This is a genomic window from Oceanomicrobium pacificus (assembly GCF_009833495.1).
Classification (GTDB): Bacteria; Pseudomonadota; Alphaproteobacteria; order Rhodobacterales; family Rhodobacteraceae; genus Oceanomicrobium; species Oceanomicrobium pacificus.
In genome coordinates, this window is the sequence record NZ_WUWG01000001.1 from 728,178 (window position 1) to 747,765 (window position 19,588).

Here is a 19,588-nt window from a genome sequence, read left to right on the forward strand (position 1 = left end):
CAATGCTACGCGAGCAACGCCCGCACATTGTTGCGGTGTATGGTCACGCCGCGACCGCGTTCGAGCCCCACAGCCTCGTTCACGCTCTGCAGGATTTCGGCCCGCAGATAGCCATCTTCGACCGGCTCGATGATCCGCGCGGGAACCGTCACGTCCTGCCCGTCGGGCAGGCGGGCCAGCAAGGACACGCCGTTGCCATGGCCAAGACCCTCCAGCGCGGCCAGCCGCGGGGCGGGCGGGTCAAGCGGCGCTTCGGTCGCCATCCAGGCCACGTCGCGGAACGCGAACCCGTCGCGTTCCAGCACCGGCACATCCTCATGTCCCGGCGGCAGGATATAATCCATCGCATAGGCTTTCAGGAGCGCCTTCTCCTCCTTGGAGAGTTTGGAACGATCGGCCATTGCGGCCTCGTCCTTCTCCGATTCGCGGCGCAGGAGGATATAGAGCGCCAGCCCCACCAGACCGACAACCGAGATGATCAGTGGCGCAGTCATCGACACGGGCGAACTCCATCCTGTTGAAACCGCGGGCAACAGGCCCGGCACAGTGCCGTTAACTTGAGCCGTTTCGGCCGTGAACACAAGGCCTTCGCGGGGCTGTGATCGACAGCGTTTGCAACCGCTTCGGGGCGGGTCTAGACAGGGGGCAACACGGCGCCCGACCGGCGCCCGGACAGCGGAGGTTCCCATGCTCGACAAAACCGATCTCAAGACCAGTCTCAAAGACCCGACGCTTCTGTGCGACGCGGCCTATCTGGGCGGCGACTGGGTGGGGGCCGACAGCAGGGCGACCTTCGATGTGACCAATCCGGCCCGGGGCGACGTGATCGTGACCGTGCCCGATATGGGCCGCGCCGAAACCGCGCGCGCCATCGACGCGGCCAAAGCCGCGCAAGCCGACTGGGCCGCGCGCACCGGCAAGGACCGCGCCGCGATCCTGCGCGCCTGGCATGATCTGATGGTGGAGAATGCCGACGATCTGGCCGCGATCCTGACCGCGGAAATGGGCAAACCGCTGGCCGAAGCCAAGGGCGAGATCCTGTACGGCGCCAGCTTCATCGAATGGTTCGCCGAGGAGGCCAAGCGCGTCTATGGAGAGACGATCCCCGGCCACCAGCCCGACAAGCGGCTCATCGTCATCAAGCAGCCGGTGGGCGTCGTGGCCTCCATCACGCCGTGGAATTTCCCCAACGCGATGATCGCCCGCAAGGTCGGACCGGCCTTGGCCGCGGGCTGCGCCTTCGTGGCAAAACCGGCGGCCGAAACGCCGCTCTCGGCCCTTGCCATGGCGCTTCTGGCGGAACGCGCCGGGCTGCCCAAAGGCCTCTTCTCGGTCATCACCTCCTCTTCCAGTGCCGAGATCGGCAAGGAGTTCTGCGAGAATCCGACCGTGCGCAAGCTGACCTTCACCGGCTCCACCGAAGTCGGGCGCATCCTGCTGCGGCAGGGCGCCGAGCAGGTGATGAAAATGTCGATGGAACTGGGCGGCAACGCGCCCTTCATCGTCTTTGACGATGCCGATCTCGACGCGGCTGTCGAAGGGGCGATGATCTCCAAATACCGCAACAACGGGCAGACCTGCGTGTGTGCGAACCGCATCTATGTGCAGGCCGGCGTCTATGACGCGTTTGCAGAAAAGCTCGCCGCCAAGGTGCAGGAGATGACGCTCGGCGACGGGTTCGAGGACGGGGTCACGACAGGTCCGCTCATTTCCCGCGACGCGGTGGAGAAGGTCGAGGAACATATTGCCGACGCTGTGTCGAAGGGCGCCAAGGTCGCCACCGGCGGCAAGCCCAGCGCGCTTGGCGGCACCTTCTTCGAGCCGACCATCCTGACCGGCGTGACCCGCGAGATGCAGGTGGCGACGGACGAAACCTTCGGCCCTGTCGCGCCGCTCTTCCGCTTCGAGGACGAGGCCGACGTGATCGCTCAGGCCAATGACACGATCTTCGGTCTGGCCTCCTATTTTTTCGCCCGCGACCTGAGCCGTGTCTGGCGCGTGGCCGAGGCGCTGGAATATGGGATGGTCGGGATCAACACGGGCCTCATCTCCACCGAAGTGGCGCCGTTCGGCGGGGTCAAACAGTCGGGCCTCGGTCGTGAAGGCTCGCGCCACGGGATCGAGGACTATATCGAGATGAAATATCTCTGCATGAGCGTCTGAGGCTCAGGCGCTTGCGGCCCCGGCATCTGTCGGGGCGGCATCCGCCGCCCTGTCGACCGGACCAACGAATGCCGGACGGACCGCGCGCATCGCATCGGCCACGAAACGCCGGAAGGTGAGCAACCGGTCCACCCGTCGCAGGTCGCGATGGGTCAGGAGCCAGACATCGGGATAGTCCTCGGACCCGAGTTCCGGCACTGGCACAAGACCCGGCGTGGCATTTCCGAGGAAATAGGGCATGCGCCCGATCCCGAGCCCGTCGGCAATCGCCGCCCGCGCCGCCACCATATCGTCAAACCGCATGTGCAGCCGCGCGTCGGGCCAGATAGTGCGGCACCGCGGCGGCACACCGCCCCACCATGTGAACCCGATCCAGTCCGCCCGCCGGTTGCCCGGACTGCGCAACCGCTCGACATAGTCGCGTCGGCCGAAAATGCCCGTCCGCTGCGGACAAAGCCGCTGCCCGACCAGCGTGTCGGGCGGCTTGGCCGTGACCCGCAGCGCCACATCGGCCTCCCGCTTTGCGAGATTGAGCATGTCGTTGGACGCAAGGACGGTCAGTTCGATCCCGGGATGCGCATCGAGAAACCGGCCGCAAATGCGGTTCAGATGGGTCTCCATCAGGAGTTGCGGCGCGGTGAAGGTGATCGGTCCTTCGAGCCGGTGATCCCCGGCCGCCATCAGGCGGTCGAGCCGGTCGGCGGCATCCTCCATTCGGAGTGCGGCTTCGGCCACGGCGCGCCCTTCGGGCGTCGGCACGACACCCGACCGCTGCCGGTCGAACAACCGCCGCCCGCTGCGTGCCTCGAAGCCCGCAATGCGGCGCGACAGGGTGGCGTGGCTGACCTTGAGCCGCGCGGCCGCCTCCGTCAGGCTGCCGGCGCGGACCACCTCCAGCACCAGCCGCATGTCATCCCATTTCTCCATCCGTTCATTATTGCACAGATGTTCTTCACAATCGTCCATTTTCACACGGACACCCTGACGCCATCCTGCATCCAGTCCGAAACAGGAGAGACAGATGACCGTTCATGCATTCGTCCACATGGTGATTTCCGACCCCGAGAAGCTCGCCGCCTATCGCACACACGCCGCCGCCGCGCTGGCGCGTCATGGCGGGAAACTGGCCTCTGCCGCGCCGAAGCCTGCAACCCTTGAAGGGGCGCTGCCCGACGCCGATCTGGCCGCGGTGCTCGAATTCCCCGATGCGGCGGCAGCCCGCGCGTGGCATGCCGATCCGGCGCTGGCGGAGGTTCATGCCCTGCGGCGCGACAGCGGTCAGTCGGCGATCCTTCTGCTGGCCTGATCCGGCCGTCCAACCCGCGCATGTGACTGGACAAACGCGGCGGCTCGTCCAAGATTGGCCGAAAGGAGCAGTGGCCCGTCTTGGACAGCATCATCGCCCAGTTGCAGCCCTATTGGCACGAAGCGGAAATCTTCGTGCGTGGCCTGTTCCGTCCCTGGCCGCTCTATCAGGTGCTGATGCTGCTCGGCTGCCATGCCGTGGCGCACCTGCTCGCAGGCTGGCTCAGCCCCAAGGCCGACGCCTGGATGCGCAGCCTGAAAGGCATGCGCCCCGCACAGTTGCGGTTCCTGCTCGTCTTTGCCCGCCGCCTGCGGATGATCTTCTTCGTGATCCTTGTCTGGATCCTCGCCGCAATCATGCTGGAGGTGACCTGGCCGAGCCGGTCCTACCTGATCGTGCTGGTCGCCAACCTGACCACCGCATGGCTGGTCATTGCCATCGCCTCGCGGCTCATCCGCAACCGGTTGTTGCGCAAGGTCGTGCAATGGACGGCACTGATCGTGGCGACGATTGCGATCCTGAACCTGCGGGGCGAGATCGAGATGCTGCTCGACAGCATCTCCTTCAGCTTCGGGTCGGTGCGGCTGACGGCGCTTCTGGTGCTTCAGGGCATTGTGACGCTGGCGCTCCTGATGCTGCTGGCCAACTGGCTGAGCAAGCTTGTTCACCGGCGCCTGCAGGGCGTGGGCGACATGTCGCCCTCGATGAAGGTACTGACCGAGAAACTGGTCGCGCTGGCGCTTTATGTCACCGCCTTCTTCATCGCGATGGGCGCGATCGGTTTCGACCTGACGACGCTCACCTTCCTGTCGGGTGCGGTGGCACTGGGCATCGGGCTCGGCCTGCAGAAGGTCGTGTCGAACCTGCTCTCGGGCCTCATCCTGCTGGTCGACAAGTCGATCAAGCCGGGCGACGTTATCTCGCTCGGCGAGACATTCGGATGGATATCATCGCTCGGCGCCCGCTATGTCTCCGTCGTCACCCGCGACGGGCGCGAATTCCTGATCCCGAACGAGGACCTGATCACCGGTCAGGTGGTGAACTGGACCCATTCGGATGACAATGTCCGGCTCGATATATATTTCGGCGTGTCCTACGCGAGCGATCCGCATCAGGTGCGTGTGCTGGCGCGGGAAGCCGCGGCCACGGTCGGGCGCGTCGTGTCCCGTCCGGCACCGGTCTGCCATATTGTCGGGTTCGGTGACAGTTCGATCGATTTCATCCTGCGCTTCTGGATCCGCGATCCGGCGCAGGGACTCACCAATGTGCGCGGCGACGTCTATCTGGCGCTCTGGGATGCGCTGAAGCGCGACGGGGTGGAAATTCCCTTCCCCCGCCGCGATGTGCATGTCTTCCCGGAGGGCGCGCAGGCTCAGCCTTCGGGGATCGTAGACTGAACCGAGGGCCGGGCACGGAATTCTTCTTCCCATGCGGCCAGCGCCGGGCGTCCGCTGCGCCAGTCCCGGTCCGCATGACGGAAATCGAGATAGCCAAGGGCTGCGGCCACGGCCAGTTGCCCCATATCGAGCGGTCCGCGCAGATGCGCCATCCAGCGCCCTTCGAGCGCGTCGAGCCCGCGCGTGACTTTCGCCCATTGTGCCTCCACCCACGGGGCGTGGCGGCGATCCTCGGGGCGGGTGCGGCCCTCGTAGATCATCAGCACGGCTGCATCCATGATCCCGTCTGCCGTGGCTTCGAGCACCAGCGTGTCCCAGAGCCGCGGCGCGCCGGGATAGAGCGGTGCCCCGGTATGCTGCGTGTCGAGATAGCGGCAGATCACCCGGCTGTCATAGAGCGCCGGCCCGTCATTGCGCACCAGGCAGGGGATCTTGCCCAGCGGGTTTTCGGCCAGCGGCAGCGTGCCACTGTCGGTTGGCGTGCCGACCGCGCTTTTCAGATCGACCGACGCCGTCTGTCCGGTTTCGGCAAGCAGCATGCGCACCTTGCGCACAAAGGGCGATGCGGGATTGTGATAGAGGATCACGTCGGGCTCCTTTCGGGGTTCGCTCAGGCAGGGTCGGTCGCGTCGGGCGGCAGGTCGGCCATCATTTCGGCAATCCGGCCCGTCTCCAGCCCCGGTGTGCCGCCGGCGACCCCGTCAGCTGCACCGTGCCGCGCGGCATCGGGCTTGTTCTGCGACAGTTTCCATGTGCCGTCGACCTCGCGCACATGCATCCGGACCGGCACGATCATCCGCTCCAGCCGTGCCAGCGCCTCCGCGCCGACCTTGTCGAGCCGCCAGACCGGCTTCGGCCCGAGCCGTGTCTCGAACGCGTCGGAAAGCCGCCGCAGGTGCGGGCGCAGCTCCTCCTGCGGGCAGCGCTCCAGCGGACCGCGCAGATGGACGGCCGTGTAGTTCCAGGTCGGGACCTGATCCTCCACCCCGTACCAGTCGGGCGAGATATAGGCATCCGGTCCATTGACCACGAGCAGCGCCTCGCGCGGTTCATCCAGTTCCCGCAGGACGGGGTTGCTGCGGGCCATATGTGCTTCGAGCCAGAGCCCGTCATCGGACAGGAGAAACGGCAGATGCGCGGCAAGCGGGCGGTCGCCCTGCCCGAGCGTCAGGACGCCGAAGCCGCGATCGCGCGCCATCTCCAGATGCGCGGCGCGGTCACGGCGGCGGAATATCGGATTGGGATGCACGGGCACCTCCTGAAGTCATGCTCAGGAGGTGCCATGCCTGTCAGACAAAATCAATCTCGTGGGACAGCGGCATGCGGCGGATGCGCAAGCCCGTCGCGTCGAAGATCGCATTGGCGAGTGCCGCCGGTGCAGGCGGCGTGCCCGGTTCCCCCGCACCCCCCATCTTCGGTGCGGTCTCCAGCAGCGCCACCTCGATTTCGGGGCATTGATGCATCCGCATCGCATCGAAATCATAGAAATTGCCCTGCTCCACCTCGCCATCGACAAAGGTGATCTCCTGCCCGAGCGCCTGGCTCAGGCCGAAGACGATGCCCGACATCATCTGCGCCTGCACATTCTGCGGATCAAGCACCAGACCGCAATCGGCGGCACACCAGACGCGGTCGATCTTCACCGCCTCATCCTGCATCTCCACCTCGACCACCTGTGCGACCCATGTCCCGAAGGACAGGGTATGGGCGATCCCGCGCCCGCGCCCCGGGACGGCGGGTCCGCCCCAGCCCGACATGTCGGCCACGCGTTCCAGCACGGCGCGCGCCGGTGCATGGGCCGGGTCGCCCATCATCGCGAGGCGGAAATCGAGCGGGTCCTTGCCCGCGGCCCGCGCGGCCTCGTCCAGAAAGCTCTCGTGGAAGAACCCGTTGAAACTGTTGCCGACCGAGCGCCAGAACCCGACCGGAATGTCGAGATCGGCCAGATGCGCGTGATAGGCGCTGTCAGGCACGGTGACCGGCTGGTCGAACGCGCCTTCGAGCACGATCTTTTCCGGCCCGCCCGCCGACAGGCTGGGGAAGGTCCGCGCCATCACGCTTTTCAGGATCGAGGGGGAGGCCACGCGCACCTCCATCGCCGCCAGCGTCCCGTCCTCGCCAAGCGCGCCGCGATAGCGTGCCTTTGCCATCGGGCGATATGTGTCGTGGCGGGTATCCTCCTCACGGGTCCAGGTGACCTTGATCGGACGGCCACCGGTCTCGCGCGCCAGCGCCGCCGCATAGAGCGGGAAATCGACCTCCCCGCGGCGTCCGAAGCCGCCGCCCAGACGGGTCGTGTAAACGGTCACATCCTCGCTCTCGATCCCGAGCAGCCCGGCACAGGCCATCTGCACGATGCCCGGTGCCTGTGTGCCGGTCCAGATCTCCAGCTTGCCGTCGGTGATTTGCGCCGTTGCGTTCATCGGCTCCATTGTCGCATGGGCGAGATAGGGCACTTCATATTCGGCCTCGATCACCTCAGCCGCGGCACCAAGCGCCGCCTCGGCATCGCCGGACCCGCCAAGCGAGAAAGACGGATCGGCCGCGAAGGCCGCGTCGAGTGCGGCGCGCTGGCCTTCGGTATCGGCCGGATAGGCGGCGTCCTCCCATGTCACGTCGAGCGCCTCGGCGCCCTGAAAGGCGGCCCAGGTATTGTCCGCGATGATCCCGAACCCCCGGCCCGTTGTCGTCTCGATCGGCACGACCGCCCGCACGCCCGGCACAGCCAGCGCCGCGCTGTCATCGACGGATGCCGCACCGGCCCAGAAGCGGGGCGACATTTTCACCGTGCCGTGGAGCATGTCGGGCAATTCCACGTCGATCCCGAAGATCGGCGCGCCCGTGACCTTCTCGCGCAGATCGACACGGGGTTGCGACTGTCCGAGAAGCTTCCAGTCCGCGCGCGGGCGCAGCGGCACATCGGCCGGCGGCGCCAGCGCCACGGCGGCCTGCGCCAGCGGGCCATATCCCAAACTCTGTCCGCTGGCCGGATCGGTCACCTGCCCGTCTGCCGTGACAAGCCCGTCCGCCGCCACGCCCCATTCGGCCGCTGCGGCCTCGACCAGCATGATCCGCGCCGCGGCCCCGGCCTCGCGCATTTTCACGAACGCATCCACGGTGGCCGACGATCCGCCGGTGACCTGCAAGGCAAGGAATTTCGACATGATCCGCATGGTGGAGCGTGTCATCTCCGCCATCCAGCCCTCGTCAAAAACCGGGAAGGGGCCGCCCTCGACCAGCATCGCCTCGTTGTAATAGGCCGCACTGGCCGGACCGTGCACGACACTCACCTGATCGAGCGTCAGGTCCATCTCCTCGGCCACAAGCGCCGCGAGCGTCGTCTGCACACCCTGACCCATCTCCGCGCGCGGGGCGATGATGGTCACGGTGCCATCTTCCGCGATCACCACATAGGGGTTGAAGACCGCATCGCCTTCGGCGGCCGCAGCCTCCAGCGGGTTGGCATAGGGTTTCTTGTACTTGTAGTACCCGAAGGCCACCGCACCTGCGGCAACCGCACCAACGCCCAGAAAGACGCGGCGGGTGATCTTTCCGGCTCGACCCATGGCTCAGCCCTCCACGATGCCGGCGGCATCCTTGATCGCCGCGCGGATTTTCGGATAGGTGCCGCAGCGGCACAGGTTCGTCATGGCGAGGTCGATATCCTCGTCCGTGGGCTGGGGGGTTTCCTCCAACAGCGCCACCGCGGCCATGATCTGGCCGGACTGGCAATAGCCGCACTGGGGCACGTCATGGCGCATCCACGCCTCCTGCACCGCATGCAACCGGTCATCCTGCGGCAGGCCCTCGATCGTCGTCACCGCGCCCTCTACATCGCCCACAGCGTAAGAGCAGGAGCGCACGGGCGCCCCGTCCACCAGCACCGTGCAGGCCCCGCATGCCGCGACGCCGCAGCCGAATTTCGGCCCCTTGATGTCAAGAATGTCGCGCAGCGCCCAGAGTAGCGGCATATCGGCCGGAGCGTCGAACTCGCGCTCGGTTCCGTTCACGGTCAGTTTCATCGGCGTCCCCGTCGGTTGAAAATCGGTTAAGTGACCATCGGTCATGTAACCTAGCGGCGATCACGCGCCTGTCAATAAGAGACTGCGGGTCACTTATTGATCTTTTCGTGAGCGCGGGCTAGACCGGAGCCATGACCGATGCCCCGTTCCAGCGCGCCCGTTCGCCCGAGGCCAAGGCCCGCCGCCGTGCAGATATCCTGTCGGCAGCGCGCGCGATTCTTGACCAGGAGGGCAGCGAAGCGGTCACGCTTCAGGAAATCGCGACCCGGGCCGGCATCGTGAAGTCCAACATCTACCGCTATTTCGAGAGCCGCGAAGACATTCTTGTCGAGTTGCTCCTGAGCGACATGGCGGAGATGAACGACGCGCTGGCCGACATGGACAGTGCCGACCGGGGCGCCGAGGCCACCGCGCGCTGCATCGCGGACGCGTTCGTCGCGCGGCCCCGCTTCTGCCTGCTCGTCTCGCTCCTTGCGCCGACGCTGGAACATAATATCTCGCCCGAACGGCTGCGGGCCATCAAGCTGCAGCTTCTGTCCGAACAGAAACGCGCGGTCGCCAGCGTCTGCGCGCGCTGCCCTGATCTGCGCCCGGACGCGGCGGCGGAATGGACGAATATGGTCTTTGTGCTGGCGGCCGGCCTCTGGCCGATGACCCATCCCGGACCAGCGCTGGCCCGCGTTCTGGAAGCACCCGAGTTTGCCGCTTTCAAATTGCCCTTCGAAGACCAGTTCCATAGCGCGGCGCTGGCCGCGCTGCGCGGCTATATCGCTGGAAGCGGACCGGACCGGACAGGTTAGGCGGCGCGGGCCTGCAACTGCTCGCCCGCGACCGACAGGATCTCCGCCGGCCGGATCTCTCCCACCGGCTGGTCCGCATCGAACAGCACCTCGGCGAAGCTTTCGGTCCGGCCCATGCGGGGATTCTCGAACAGGACCGGCTGGACCCGCCCCACCTGCGCCGCCAGATGCGCCGCGACCCGTTCCGCGCCGAGCGCGCGCAACCGCGCTGCCCGCTCCTTGATCGCTGCCCCGTCTACCGCCGGCATCCGCGCCGCAGGTGTGCCCTTGCGCGGCGAATAGGGGAAGACGTGCAGCCAGGTCAGCCCGCATTCCTCGACCAGTTTCAGCGAGTTCTCGAACATCGCCTCGGTCTCGGTCGGGAAACCCGCGATGATATCCGCCCCGAAAACGATATCGGGGCGCGCCGCGCGCATGTCGGCGCAAAAGCGGATCGCATCGTCGCGCAGGTGCCGCCGCTTCATCCGCTTCAGGATCATGTCGTCACCCGCCTGCAAGGACAGGTGCAGATGCGGCATCAGGCGCGGCTCGCCGGTGATCGCCTCGATGAGCGCTGGGTCGGCCTCGATCGAATCGATCGAGCTGATCCGGAGCCGCGGCAGGTCGGGCACGAGCTTCAGGATCCGCTGCACCAGATCACCGAGCCGCGGCTGCGCCGGCAGATCCGCCCCCCAGGAGGTCAGGTCCACGCCGGTCAGCACCACCTCGTGATAGCCCGCCGCGACCAGCCGCGTGATCTGCTCGACCACAACGCCTGCCGGCACCGAGCGCGAATTGCCGCGGCCATAGGGAATGATGCAGAAGGTGCAGCGATGATCGCAGCCGTTCTGCACCTGAACATAGGCGCGCGCGCGGGTGCCGAACCCGTCGATCAGATGGCCCGCCGTCTCGGTCGCGGCCATGATGTCGTCAACCCGGACCTTCTCGGTCTCGCCGATGAAATCGGGACCGCGCCCCAGCTCCTGCCAGGTGCCGGGCTGCATCTTCTCCAGATTGCCGATCACCAGATCGACCTCGTCCATCGCGGCAAAGGTCTCGGGCTCGGTCTGCGCCGCGCAACCGGTCACGATGAGCCGCGCTTCGGGATTTTCACGCCGCAGGCGCCGGATGCGCTGCCGTGCCTGACGGACGGCTTCGGCGGTGACCGCGCAGGTGTTGACCACGACGGCATTGTCGAGTCCGGCGCCCTCGCCCAGCTCCTTCATCGCCGCGGTCTCGTAGGCATTGAGCCGGCAGCCGAAGGTCTCGAAGATCGGCGGGCGCGCGGTCATTGCCCCGCCTCCATCAGCGACGGATCGAGCCGCCCCTCGAACACGGTGGCCACCGGCCCGGTCATCCAGACGCCATCCTCGCGCCACGCGACCTGCAGCGTGCCGCCGTCGAGTTCCACAGCAACCTCGCGCCCGGTCAAGCCCCGCCGGACGGCCGCAACCGTCACGGCACAGGCGCTCGACCCGCTGGCAAGCGTCGGCCCGACACCGCGCTCCCAGACCCGGACCCGCAACCGGTCGGGGCCCGTGACCTGCACGACCTGCACATTGGTGCGCTCCGGGAAGAGCGGGTGATGTTCGGTCTCCGGCCCGAGTGTGGCCAGATCGATCGCATCCGCGGCCTCCACGAAATAGCTGCAATGGGGATTGCCCATGCCGGTCGCCACGGGCGCCCCGTCGAGCGGCAGGGCGAGCGTGTCCACGTCGCGGGCCAGCGGGATGTCGCGCCATCCGGTCTGCGGCGGCCCCATGTTGACCCGCACCAGACCGCCGCCCGCATCCGCACATTCCAGAAGCCCGCGCCCGGTCCGCAACAGAAGCGCGTCCGCACCGCTTTCCGCCATCAGAAGATGCGCGATGCATCGGGTCGCGTTGCCGCAGGCGTCCGACGTCGTCCCGTCCGCGTTCCAGTAAACGACGCGCGCCGCCGCCGTCTCGTCGGGCAGAATCACAGCAAGCTGGTCGAAGCCGACACCGAAATGCCGGTCACCGATCGCCCGCGCGCGCGCAGGCGTCATCGGATCGTCGCCCACTCGGGCGTCGATCACGACGAAATCATTGCCCAGCCCGTGCATCTTGCGAAAGGGCAGGCCAGCTTGGGTGCTCCGGTCCATCATGCGCGGCTATATACGCCTGCCCCCCGCAGATTGCCAGTGCCGCGACATCGGGCCCCTGCCGCGCCGTCACCGGCCCGGCTGCCCGGGATTTCACCGAAATCGGAAAAAACGCTCTTGACCCCATCGGAAGGACCGCCTAGATCACGGCCTCGGTCGGGCCCGTAGCTCAGTTGGTAGAGCAACTGACTTTTAATCAGTGGGTCACAGGTTCGAATCCTGTCGGGCTCACCATTTCCTTCAAAGCATGCACACGCAAAATGCCGCAAGCACCCGAGTGATCGGGCGCGAATGATCTGCGATGCCCCCGAGGACCTGCTACCTGTTCCTCAACCGCTCGCAGGCATCAACCAGCTTGTAGTCGGCGGCATAGATCTTCCGGACAAGGCTGCGCGACCGCTCGGTGATCTGGACCGGCGCCTTCCTGGAAACATTGGCCCTGTGACGGAACGGCGCCGCTGCATCGCGCCCGACAAGATCGCACATATCTTCATAGAGACGTGCCAGCGCGATCGGTCGATAGCGAAGGCGCTTCAGGTGCGCGGACTGGGGCCAGAGGTGCGGATCGCGCCCCCGTGCAGCATAGTCGCAAAAGCGTTCGAAACAGGTTGGCGCTTCCCCCATCGTCGACCGGTAATCTGCCTGAAGGTCGGCAGCATGGGGCGCATCGGTCAGGATCTTGTTCCGCCAGATGCTGACCAGCCTGTCCATCGGGCAGCGGTAGACAAAAATCGCGATGTCATGCGGACCGTAAGGGTAAGCCTCTGAAACTGCGTCTATTCTCTGGTCCCAAGTGTAGCCAAGAGCCTGCTTGAAGGTCGAGCAGCCGTTCTTGCGAATATAGGCATAGGCTATTGTCCTGTCGCCCAACCGGAAGGTCAGATGCAGCCTGCCGCGCGACAAGGACCAGCGATTGTCCAACAGTGCCGTCACATCTTTTTCAGTGCGAATGACGGAAACCGGTCATGTTCCATCGTCAGGGCAATGAATTTCCACCCCTCGCGAAGGCAGAATTCGTTCACTGCTGGCCGAACCCCGTACTCAAACGCAACGCCAGGGTTTCCATGGCTGTAATCGTCGCCGGCAAGGATGCCGTCAGGCTTCAGCTTTCGGGCCAGAATGGCCAGTTCAGCCGCCGTCGTTGCATAGGTGTGATCTGTATCGAGATAGGCCCAGTCCAATGACCGGTCCGGCAGCTTTTCAAGCATTTCCAGCGACGTACCGATGTGGATCCGGCAGCGGCCATCAGGCTCTTTCGCCGCAAGTCTCTCCACGCTTTCCCGTCCGGCCGAATAGCGCTCTCCCTGCCAGAGATCGATGAGATGAAGTTCCGACGGGCGGGCGATTTCAAGCAGGCGTTTCGTGAAATCGCCGAAGGCCACGCCAATCTCCGCCCCCACGGCGTCAGGCGGCAGGAGCGAAATCAGTTCCTCACGGGTCGGCAGCAACCGTGCACCCTCCAGCATGCCCGGTTCCAGTTCGGCAACTTCCGGGCCGGAATAAAACGGTCGTCGCCGCCGAATGAGCAAAAAATTGAAAGGAAGCCGCATGATCGAAGCCCGGATTGGTTGCCCCCCGCAGGAAGGCACCCCTGCCGCAAAAAAACAAGGCAAAGTGCCGCGCCAGACGCACAAAACCCATTGGCGCGTGGACAAGCAACGGACTGATGCCTTTCAAACGCCTCCCCTTGAATTTTCGCGATCTGGCAGTCCCACGTTTCGGAAGGCCACCCGCGCAACCTGTCAGACCGCTCGCGCCTCCGCCAGACGCGCCACCAAATCTCAGCAAGGACGCTTGCCCGGCGGATCCGCTCCGAGCGGAGACCTGCCGCCCGTCAATGCCGGAGGCATAACGGCACCGCATTGCGCCCTGACGCACCCCTCTCCGGTCCGTGTCCTGAGCGTGACGCAGCACGCAACAGCGCTGTCTGTCTGTCAAACCTGTCTGGAACCTATTCCGCCGGTTGCGCGTAGAGCCGGTCCAGTGTTGCCTGCGCAACCGGCGTGCCGAACCGCTCGATCAGGCTGCGCGGCGGGCATTTGTAGGCCTCGTAAGGCTGACGCACATCCGGCCGCGCGAGAAAACAGCAGACCGCCACGAATTGCGCACGTCCGAGCCCGACACGCGGGCCGACCTCATAGACCTCGTAGCCCCAGCGGTTGCAAAGTGGCGCGGAGGCCGGACGGCTGAGGAAGATACAGATCTCCCCCCCGCGCGAGCGCATGAAGTCGATCACGAAAGCCATGAACAGCTTGTAGGTCACGGGATTTTGCGAAATCACCCGCGTCATTTCCCAGACGCCGGGATCGACCGGCTTGATCTGGCTGACATCCTCGGGAATGTCGCGCAGGCGGCCTTCCAGCGCATCGCGGATCATGTAGGTGACCGGCTGCCCGTCGTCGCCTACCCGCACTGCATTGGTGAGCATCAGGCGGCACCCGCCGACACATTCCCCGCCCTTTGTGGTGATGACATAGATCGCGTCATCGCCGTCATACTGGTCGATTTCCTCACCGGCTTCAGTGACCGGCAGGTCCCATTCCATCGCCTCCACGAACACCTCGCGGCGCAGCTGGAAATAGTGGCGGGATACGGGGCAGGCCATCACCTCATCGAAGCTCATCACCCGCGAGACGGTGCCGTCCCCATATTCCACCTGGAAGCGGTCGAGCGCGAAGCTGTTCTGGCCAAGAAACGACATTCAGATGATCCGCCCCACGGCAAAGGCCACGGCCTGGCCGAGGCTTTTCGCGTCGAATTTCTCGATCGCAGCCTGTTTGAGCTGGCGCAGCTTGACCGAGGAGAGGCCCATCATCTGGCCGATCTCCTTGTCGGTGAGCCCCTGCGAGCAGGCGCTGAGGAAATAGATCTCCGGCTTGGTTTCGGACGGCGGTTTCGGCGCGGGCGACAGGGCGAGGTAGAGAAGCAGCGCGCGGCGGATCTCGTCACACACGTCTTGCGGCAGCGCATCCGCTGTGTGGCTGAGCGAACAGGCCACCTTGTCGCCATTGAGCGCCGCGGAGATGATCGTGCCGTTCTGGAGCCCGTGCGCGGCCGCATCCTCGAAAAAGGCGGCCTGAGCCTCGATCTGCTGGTCCTGCAACTGCGCCCAGGTCGCCTGCCCGATATGCGCGCTCATCCATTGCAGCACCGGATCGACGGCCAAATAACCCTTGGCCACATAGCGGTCGGTCCAGGCCTCGGGATAGGTCGACAGCGCATTGCGGATGTCGGTCTCGTGCCCCAGATAGAGCACATAGCCGCGATCCGCCGCTGCCGCGACGATCTCCAAGCAGTCGTTTTTGAGTGCCTGTCGGTCCATGCACCTTCGCTCCGTGGCCTTGTCCGCCGGCATCGACCGGGGCGACCTGCCATTGCATCTACCGGCCGGAAAGGGACATGAGGCACGGCAAGTTGCAATTTTTTGGTTAAGTCTTTGCTACCTTAGGACGCGGAAACGCGTTGCCGCAAGCTTGGTTTCGCTTGCGCGGCCTTGCAGATCAGACTGTTGCACAGTTTCCGCGCCCGTCAACCCTGCACTCAGTCCTGCGGGGTCAACCGCAGCGGGCGCACGGCCTCGTCCGCGCCCGGCAGGTCCTCGAACTCGAACCGGTCGAGCGCGCGGGCGCGTTTTCCCGCCTTGCCGGCGGAAATCTTGATCTCGTCCACATCCTTCGCGGCCTGCGCGAAATGGCGGTCGAGATTGCCCACTCGGGCCTCCAGCCGGTCCACATCCTTGTGCAATAGCCCGAGCTCACGGCGGATCGCGCCCGCCTGTTCCTTCATCCGCGCGTCTTTCAGCACCGCCCGCATCGTGTTGAGCGTCGCCATGCAGGTCGTCGGTGACACGATCCAGACCCGCGCCGCGAACCCTTCGCGGACCACATCGCCGAAATTCGCGTGCAGCTCGGCATAGACGGCTTCCGAGGGCAGGAACATCAGTGCGCCGTCGGCCGTCTCGCCTTCGATGATATAGCGTTCGGAAATCGCCCTGATATGGGTCCGCACCGCCGTGCGCAGCGCCCGCGCCGCCGCCTGTCGTTCGGCCTCCGATCCCGCCGCGCGGAGGGCCTCGTAAGCCTCCAGCGGGAATTTCGAATCGATGACGATGGGACCTGGCGGTTTCGGTAGGTGGATCAGGCAATCCGCCCGTTTGCCGTTTCCGAGCACCGCCTGGAACGCGTAGCTGTCGGCGGGCAGCGCTTTCGAGACGATGTCATTCAGCTGGATTTCCCCGAACGCGCCACGGGTCTGCTTGTTGGACAGGATATCCTGCAGGCTCAGAACGTCGCCCGACAGTTTCTCGATATTGGACTGGGCGCGGTCGATCACTTCGAGCCGTTGCTGCAACTCGCCCAGCGAGCGCGCGGTCCGGGTGGAACTGCCATGCAGCGTCTCTGCCATGCCGCGCTGCACCTCTTCGAGCCGCCTGTCGATATTCTGCTGCAAATGGCTTTGCGCACGGGTCTGCGCTTCGGCCACCTGCTGCAATCCTCCCGCCAGTTGCTGCTGGCCCATCGACAGGCTGCGGACCGTCTCGCCCAGCGCCTGCATCTGCGCCTGCATCTCGCCCTGCATCGGCGTGAGCACAGAGGTGGCACGGATCTGCGCGCGCAGAACGAGCCAGACCATCAGGAACAGCAACAAAAGGACCGCCCCGCCAAGCGTGAGCGCGGCCAGCACCGGATCGGCCCGCATCATGTCCAGGACCCCCGTCATCCGCTGCGCCCGAACAGTCGCTCGATATCCGCAAGGCCCAGCGTCACATAAGTCGGGCGCCCGTGATTGCACTGGCCCGATTTCGGCGTCGCCTCCATGGCGCGCAGAAGCGCGTTCATCTCGTCGGCGCTCATCCGGCGGCCCGACCGCACTGATCCGTGGCAGGCAATCCGGCTCAACACCGCGTCGATCCGGTCCGACAGGAGCTGGCTGCGGCCCGCATCGGCCAGTTCATCCGCCATGTCGCGCAGAAGCGCTCCCGCGTCGACCTTGCCGAGGAGCGCCGGCACCGACTGGACGCAGACCGCGCCGCCGCCGAACGGCTCGACCTGAAGGCCGAGCGCGGCCAACTCTTCCGCATGATCGAGAATCCGTGTCCGGTCGGCCTCCGGCAGGTCGACGATCTCGGGGATGAGCAGCGCCTGCGCGGCGATGCCATGCTCCGCCCGCTGGGCTTTCAGCCGTTCGTAGACGAGCCGCTCATGCGCGGCATGCTGGTCGACAATGACCATACCGTCCGGCGTCTGGGCGATGATGTAATTTTCGTGGATCTGCGCCCGCGCTGCGCCGAGCGGACGGGCCTCCGCATCCGTATCCGGCACCGCTTCGTCCGCGCCGTCCGGCTCTACGCGCGCGGACCAGAGCGCCGCGCCATCGCCGAAGCCCGGCATGTCCTCGCGCACGGGGCGGAGCGGGGCTGCACGGCGCTCCTGAGCCGCCAGCGGCATCTGGTAGCGGCGCGGCGCCGTGTCCGGATGGTCGTCCGCTTGCGGCGCGGCGGATGGTTCCTGCCGCATCGCGCCCAGCATCGCGGTGCCGACCGTGCTCGATGCGCGGTGACCCGCGTCTGCCAGCGCCGCACGCACCCCGTTGATGAGCAGGCTGCGCACCAAAGCGGCATCGCGGAAGCGCACTTCCGACTTGGCCGGGTGGACATTCACATCGACCCGCTCGGGATCGACCGTCACGAACAGCGCCGCCGCGGGATGGCGGTCGCGGCTCAGCACGTCGGAATAGGCGGCCCGCAACGCGCCGAGCAGCAGCCGGTCCTTCACCGGGCGGCCATTGACGAAGAGGAACTGCGACACGGCTGCCCCGCGCGAATAGGTGGGCAGCGCCGCGAAGCCGGTCAGGCGCACCCCGTCGCGCTCGGCATCGACCCGAACCGCATTGTCGGCAAATTCCGGGCCAAGCACCTGCCGCAGCCGGCCGTGCAGCGCGGAGAAAAGATCTCCCGTCTCCGGGTCTGCGCGGAACAGCGTGCGGTTGGAGCCCCGATCGCGCAGCGTGAAGCCGACACCCGGCTCCGCCATGGCGAGCCGCCGCACCACATCGCCGATCGCCTGCGCTTCGGCCCGGTCGGTGCGCAGGAACTTCAGCCGGGCCGGCGTGGCATGGAAAAGGTCGCGCAACTCCACGACAGTGCCCGGATTGCCCGCTGCCGGCAGCACGTCCGACATGCGCCCGCCATCCACCGTGATCCGGCAGGCCGACGCCGCGCCCGGCGGGCGCGAGGTGATGCCGAGCCGGCCGACAGCGCCGAGCGAGGGCAGCGCCTCCCCCCGGAAACCGAATGTGTGGATGTTCAGAAGGTCCGTTCCGTCGATCTTGGAGGTGGCGTGCCGCGACAGCGCAAGCGGCAATTCCTCGGCCGGTATCCCGGTGCCGTCATCGCTCACCCGGATCAGCGTCTTGCCGCCATCGGCATAGTCGACCGAAATGCGCCGCGCGCCGGCATCGAGCGCATTCTCCACCAGTTCCTTGACCGCCGAGGCCGGCCGCTCGACCACTTCACCGGCCGCAATCCGGTTCGCCGCCGCTTCGTCAAGCTGGCGGATCGGGGCGCGGGAAACCTCTATCTTGTGGGTGGATGCGTTCATTCCACAAGAATTAGCATGGGATCATGCGATTCTGAAATCTCTTTCTGGGTCGCGTACGACCCGCAGCCCGCTTAGCGCGACGAGGGCGGGGCGGCTGGCGTGTAGACGCCCAGCGCCCGGAGGCGGGCCAGTTCGGCCACCGGATCGAGCGCCATATCGCGATAGATTTCATATTCGTCATAGGTGCTGAAGAGCCGGTTCAGCACGCGGCCCGGATTGTCGCGACGATAGGCCTGATCCTCGACCGCCGTCACCTGACGGATGTTGGTCCCGACACCGTTCCGGCTGGCGGCAGCGACGAAAGCCGCATCGGCAGACGTGCCCGCGATGGGCCGCGCCGGCGCGCCCGACAGGGCCGACTGGGCCAGCGCGATCGGGTCGATATCGGCGCGATTCTGCGCCCCCGGTCGCGGCGGCGGCAGGCGGGTCAGGTCGGCGGGGATTTCCAGCGGTTTCTGCGGCATCACAAGGAACTCGTCCGGCGAATTGTCCTCCGCGCCGCGGAATTTCAGGAATCGCTTGTTGTTGGGGTCGTTGCGGTCGCAGCCCGACAGGATAAGGGTCGCCCCCACCAGTATCAGCCCCAAGAGCTTCGCGCCGCGCATGCCGCCTTCTCCTCCGCGTTCCAGCATGGAAGCTTTAGTGCCTTTTGCGCCCGAGGTCACGCCCCCTTCGCCTCCTTGCCGGAAAAGAGGATCAGACCTGCGGCGCCGGCGAAGATCGCGATATCGGCAATGTTGAACGCGTAAGGGTTGGAAATGCCGCAGCAGCTCATGTTGAGGAAATCCGCCACCGCGCCATAGACAATCCGGTCCCAGACATTGCCGATCGCTCCGCCCACCACGAGCCCGATCGAGAGCGGCACAAGCCAGCCCCGGACCGAGCGCGCCCAGACCAGAAGCACGGCGGTGATCGCCAGCGCAACGCCGATCAGGATCCAGCGTCCCATATCGCCGTCCGAATCGAACAGGCCGAAATTGATCCCCCGGTTCCAGGCCATGGTGAAGCGCAGGTAGGGCGGCCAGACGTCGATCACGCCGAACCGGTCCAGTTCCATCCATTCCACGACCCAGAGTTTCGTGATCCGGTCGGCCACGAGGATGAAGAGGGCCATCAGGCCGATGCGCAGATAGGGGCGTTCAGGACGGTCGGAGCGGGACATGGCGCGCACGCTAGCGGTGGCTGGCGGGGCCCGCA

At 66.0% G+C, this 19,588-nt stretch carries 20 protein-coding genes and 1 tRNA gene; 5 read left to right on the plus strand and 16 right to left on the minus strand.

Features of this window, described 5'->3' with window-relative positions; genetic code table 11:
• Positions 1-5 precede the first annotated feature (5 nt).
• Positions 6-494 carry a hypothetical protein gene (locus GSH16_RS03640; RefSeq protein WP_160852000.1) on the minus strand — a complete coding sequence of 163 codons (489 nt, stop codon included), beginning with the start codon at positions 492-494 and terminating at the stop codon, positions 6-8.
• Between the two features lie 193 nt (positions 495-687).
• Here GSH16_RS03640 and GSH16_RS03645 point away from each other — a divergent pair, with 193 nt between their 5' ends.
• Positions 688-2,163 carry an NAD-dependent succinate-semialdehyde dehydrogenase gene (locus GSH16_RS03645; protein WP_160852002.1) on the plus strand — a complete coding sequence of 492 codons (1,476 nt, stop codon included), beginning with the start codon at positions 688-690 and terminating at the stop codon, positions 2,161-2,163.
• A gap of 3 nt (positions 2,164-2,166) precedes the next feature.
• Here GSH16_RS03645 and GSH16_RS03650 read toward each other — a convergent pair whose 3' ends face one another.
• Entirely contained in the window at positions 2,167-3,129 is a 963-nt protein-coding gene (locus tag GSH16_RS03650) for a LysR family transcriptional regulator (protein WP_160852004.1), read from the minus strand.
• A 55-nt stretch (positions 3,130-3,184) separates the two neighbouring features.
• Here GSH16_RS03650 and GSH16_RS03655 point away from each other — a divergent pair, with 55 nt between their 5' ends.
• Together GSH16_RS03655 and GSH16_RS03660 are read left to right on the plus strand one after the other, a co-directional pair.
• Positions 3,185-3,469 carry a DUF1330 domain-containing protein gene (locus GSH16_RS03655; protein ID WP_160852006.1) on the plus strand — a complete coding sequence of 95 codons (285 nt, stop codon included), beginning with the start codon at positions 3,185-3,187 and terminating at the stop codon, positions 3,467-3,469.
• Between the two features lie 80 nt (positions 3,470-3,549).
• Positions 3,550-4,866, plus strand: coding sequence for a mechanosensitive ion channel family protein (locus tag GSH16_RS03660; protein WP_235912918.1), 1,317 nt, complete (start codon positions 3,550-3,552; stop codon positions 4,864-4,866).
• On the opposite strand, the gene GSH16_RS03665 is transcribed toward GSH16_RS03660, so the two are convergent.
• From GSH16_RS03665 to GSH16_RS03680, 4 genes are read right to left on the minus strand one after another with little or no spacing between them, the layout of a single operon-like run.
• A complete protein-coding gene (locus GSH16_RS03665) occupies positions 4,842-5,453 on the minus strand; it encodes a glutathione S-transferase (RefSeq protein ID WP_160852008.1) in 612 nt (203 codons plus the stop codon). The genes GSH16_RS03660 and GSH16_RS03665 overlap by 25 nt on opposite strands.
• Positions 5,454-5,476: 23 nt before the next feature.
• Entirely contained in the window at positions 5,477-6,115 is a 639-nt protein-coding gene (locus GSH16_RS03670) for an FMN-binding negative transcriptional regulator (RefSeq protein ID WP_160852010.1), read from the minus strand.
• Between the two features lie 40 nt (positions 6,116-6,155).
• Positions 6,156-8,432: a xanthine dehydrogenase family protein molybdopterin-binding subunit gene (locus tag GSH16_RS03675; protein ID WP_160852013.1), complete on the minus strand. Its 2,277-nt coding sequence runs from the start codon at positions 8,430-8,432 to the stop codon at positions 6,156-6,158.
• Between the two features lie 3 nt (positions 8,433-8,435).
• Positions 8,436-8,888, minus strand: coding sequence for a (2Fe-2S)-binding protein (locus tag GSH16_RS03680; RefSeq protein ID WP_160852015.1), 453 nt, complete (start codon positions 8,886-8,888; stop codon positions 8,436-8,438).
• A 131-nt stretch (positions 8,889-9,019) separates the two neighbouring features.
• On the opposite strand from GSH16_RS03680, the gene GSH16_RS03685 reads away from it, so the two are divergent.
• The gene (locus tag GSH16_RS03685; protein ID WP_160852017.1) at positions 9,020-9,688 is read left to right on the plus strand and encodes a TetR family transcriptional regulator; all 669 of its coding nucleotides are present in this window, start codon (positions 9,020-9,022) and stop codon (positions 9,686-9,688) included.
• Here the strand turns inward: GSH16_RS03685 and mtaB are convergent.
• Positions 9,685-10,959, minus strand: coding sequence for a tRNA (N(6)-L-threonylcarbamoyladenosine(37)-C(2))-methylthiotransferase MtaB (mtaB, locus tag GSH16_RS03690; RefSeq protein WP_160852019.1), 1,275 nt, complete (start codon positions 10,957-10,959; stop codon positions 9,685-9,687). The genes GSH16_RS03685 and mtaB overlap by 4 nt on opposite strands.
• Entirely contained in the window at positions 10,956-11,792 is an 837-nt protein-coding gene (gene dapF, locus GSH16_RS03695) for a diaminopimelate epimerase (protein ID WP_160852975.1), read from the minus strand. Before dapF ends, mtaB begins: the two co-directional genes overlap by 4 nt.
• Before the next feature lie 158 nt (positions 11,793-11,950).
• Here dapF and GSH16_RS03700 point away from each other — a divergent pair.
• Positions 11,951-12,026 (plus strand) — tRNA-Lys (locus GSH16_RS03700).
• Between the two features lie 84 nt (positions 12,027-12,110).
• Here GSH16_RS03700 and GSH16_RS03705 read toward each other — a convergent pair.
• The 8 genes from GSH16_RS03705 to lspA form a co-directional block, all read right to left on the minus strand.
• On the minus strand, positions 12,111-12,725 hold the full coding sequence (locus GSH16_RS03705) for a sulfotransferase family 2 domain-containing protein (RefSeq protein ID WP_160852022.1): 615 nt from the start codon (positions 12,723-12,725) through the stop codon (positions 12,111-12,113).
• A complete protein-coding gene (locus tag GSH16_RS03710) occupies positions 12,722-13,342 on the minus strand; it encodes a class I SAM-dependent methyltransferase (RefSeq protein ID WP_160852024.1) in 621 nt (206 codons plus the stop codon). Before GSH16_RS03710 ends, GSH16_RS03705 begins: the two co-directional genes overlap by 4 nt.
• A 401-nt stretch (positions 13,343-13,743) precedes the next feature.
• Positions 13,744-14,493, minus strand: coding sequence for an acyl-homoserine-lactone synthase (locus tag GSH16_RS03715; RefSeq protein WP_160852026.1), 750 nt, complete (start codon positions 14,491-14,493; stop codon positions 13,744-13,746).
• Positions 14,494-15,114 carry an autoinducer binding domain-containing protein gene (locus tag GSH16_RS03720; protein WP_160852028.1) on the minus strand — a complete coding sequence of 207 codons (621 nt, stop codon included), beginning with the start codon at positions 15,112-15,114 and terminating at the stop codon, positions 14,494-14,496.
• Between the two features lie 218 nt (positions 15,115-15,332).
• Positions 15,333-16,511: a DNA recombination protein RmuC gene (locus GSH16_RS03725; protein ID WP_407941044.1), complete on the minus strand. Its 1,179-nt coding sequence runs from the start codon at positions 16,509-16,511 to the stop codon at positions 15,333-15,335.
• Positions 16,508-18,391, minus strand: a complete 1,884-nt coding sequence (gene mutL, locus GSH16_RS03730; protein WP_160852031.1) for a DNA mismatch repair endonuclease MutL — start codon at positions 18,389-18,391, stop codon at positions 16,508-16,510. Before mutL ends, GSH16_RS03725 begins: the two co-directional genes overlap by 4 nt.
• A 71-nt stretch (positions 18,392-18,462) precedes the next feature.
• The gene (locus GSH16_RS03735; RefSeq protein ID WP_160852033.1) at positions 18,463-18,996 is read right to left on the minus strand and encodes a DUF3035 domain-containing protein; all 534 of its coding nucleotides are present in this window, start codon (positions 18,994-18,996) and stop codon (positions 18,463-18,465) included.
• A gap of 56 nt (positions 18,997-19,052) precedes the next feature.
• The gene (lspA, locus tag GSH16_RS03740; RefSeq protein ID WP_160852035.1) at positions 19,053-19,553 is read right to left on the minus strand and encodes a signal peptidase II; all 501 of its coding nucleotides are present in this window, start codon (positions 19,551-19,553) and stop codon (positions 19,053-19,055) included.
• Positions 19,554-19,588 lie beyond the last annotated feature (35 nt).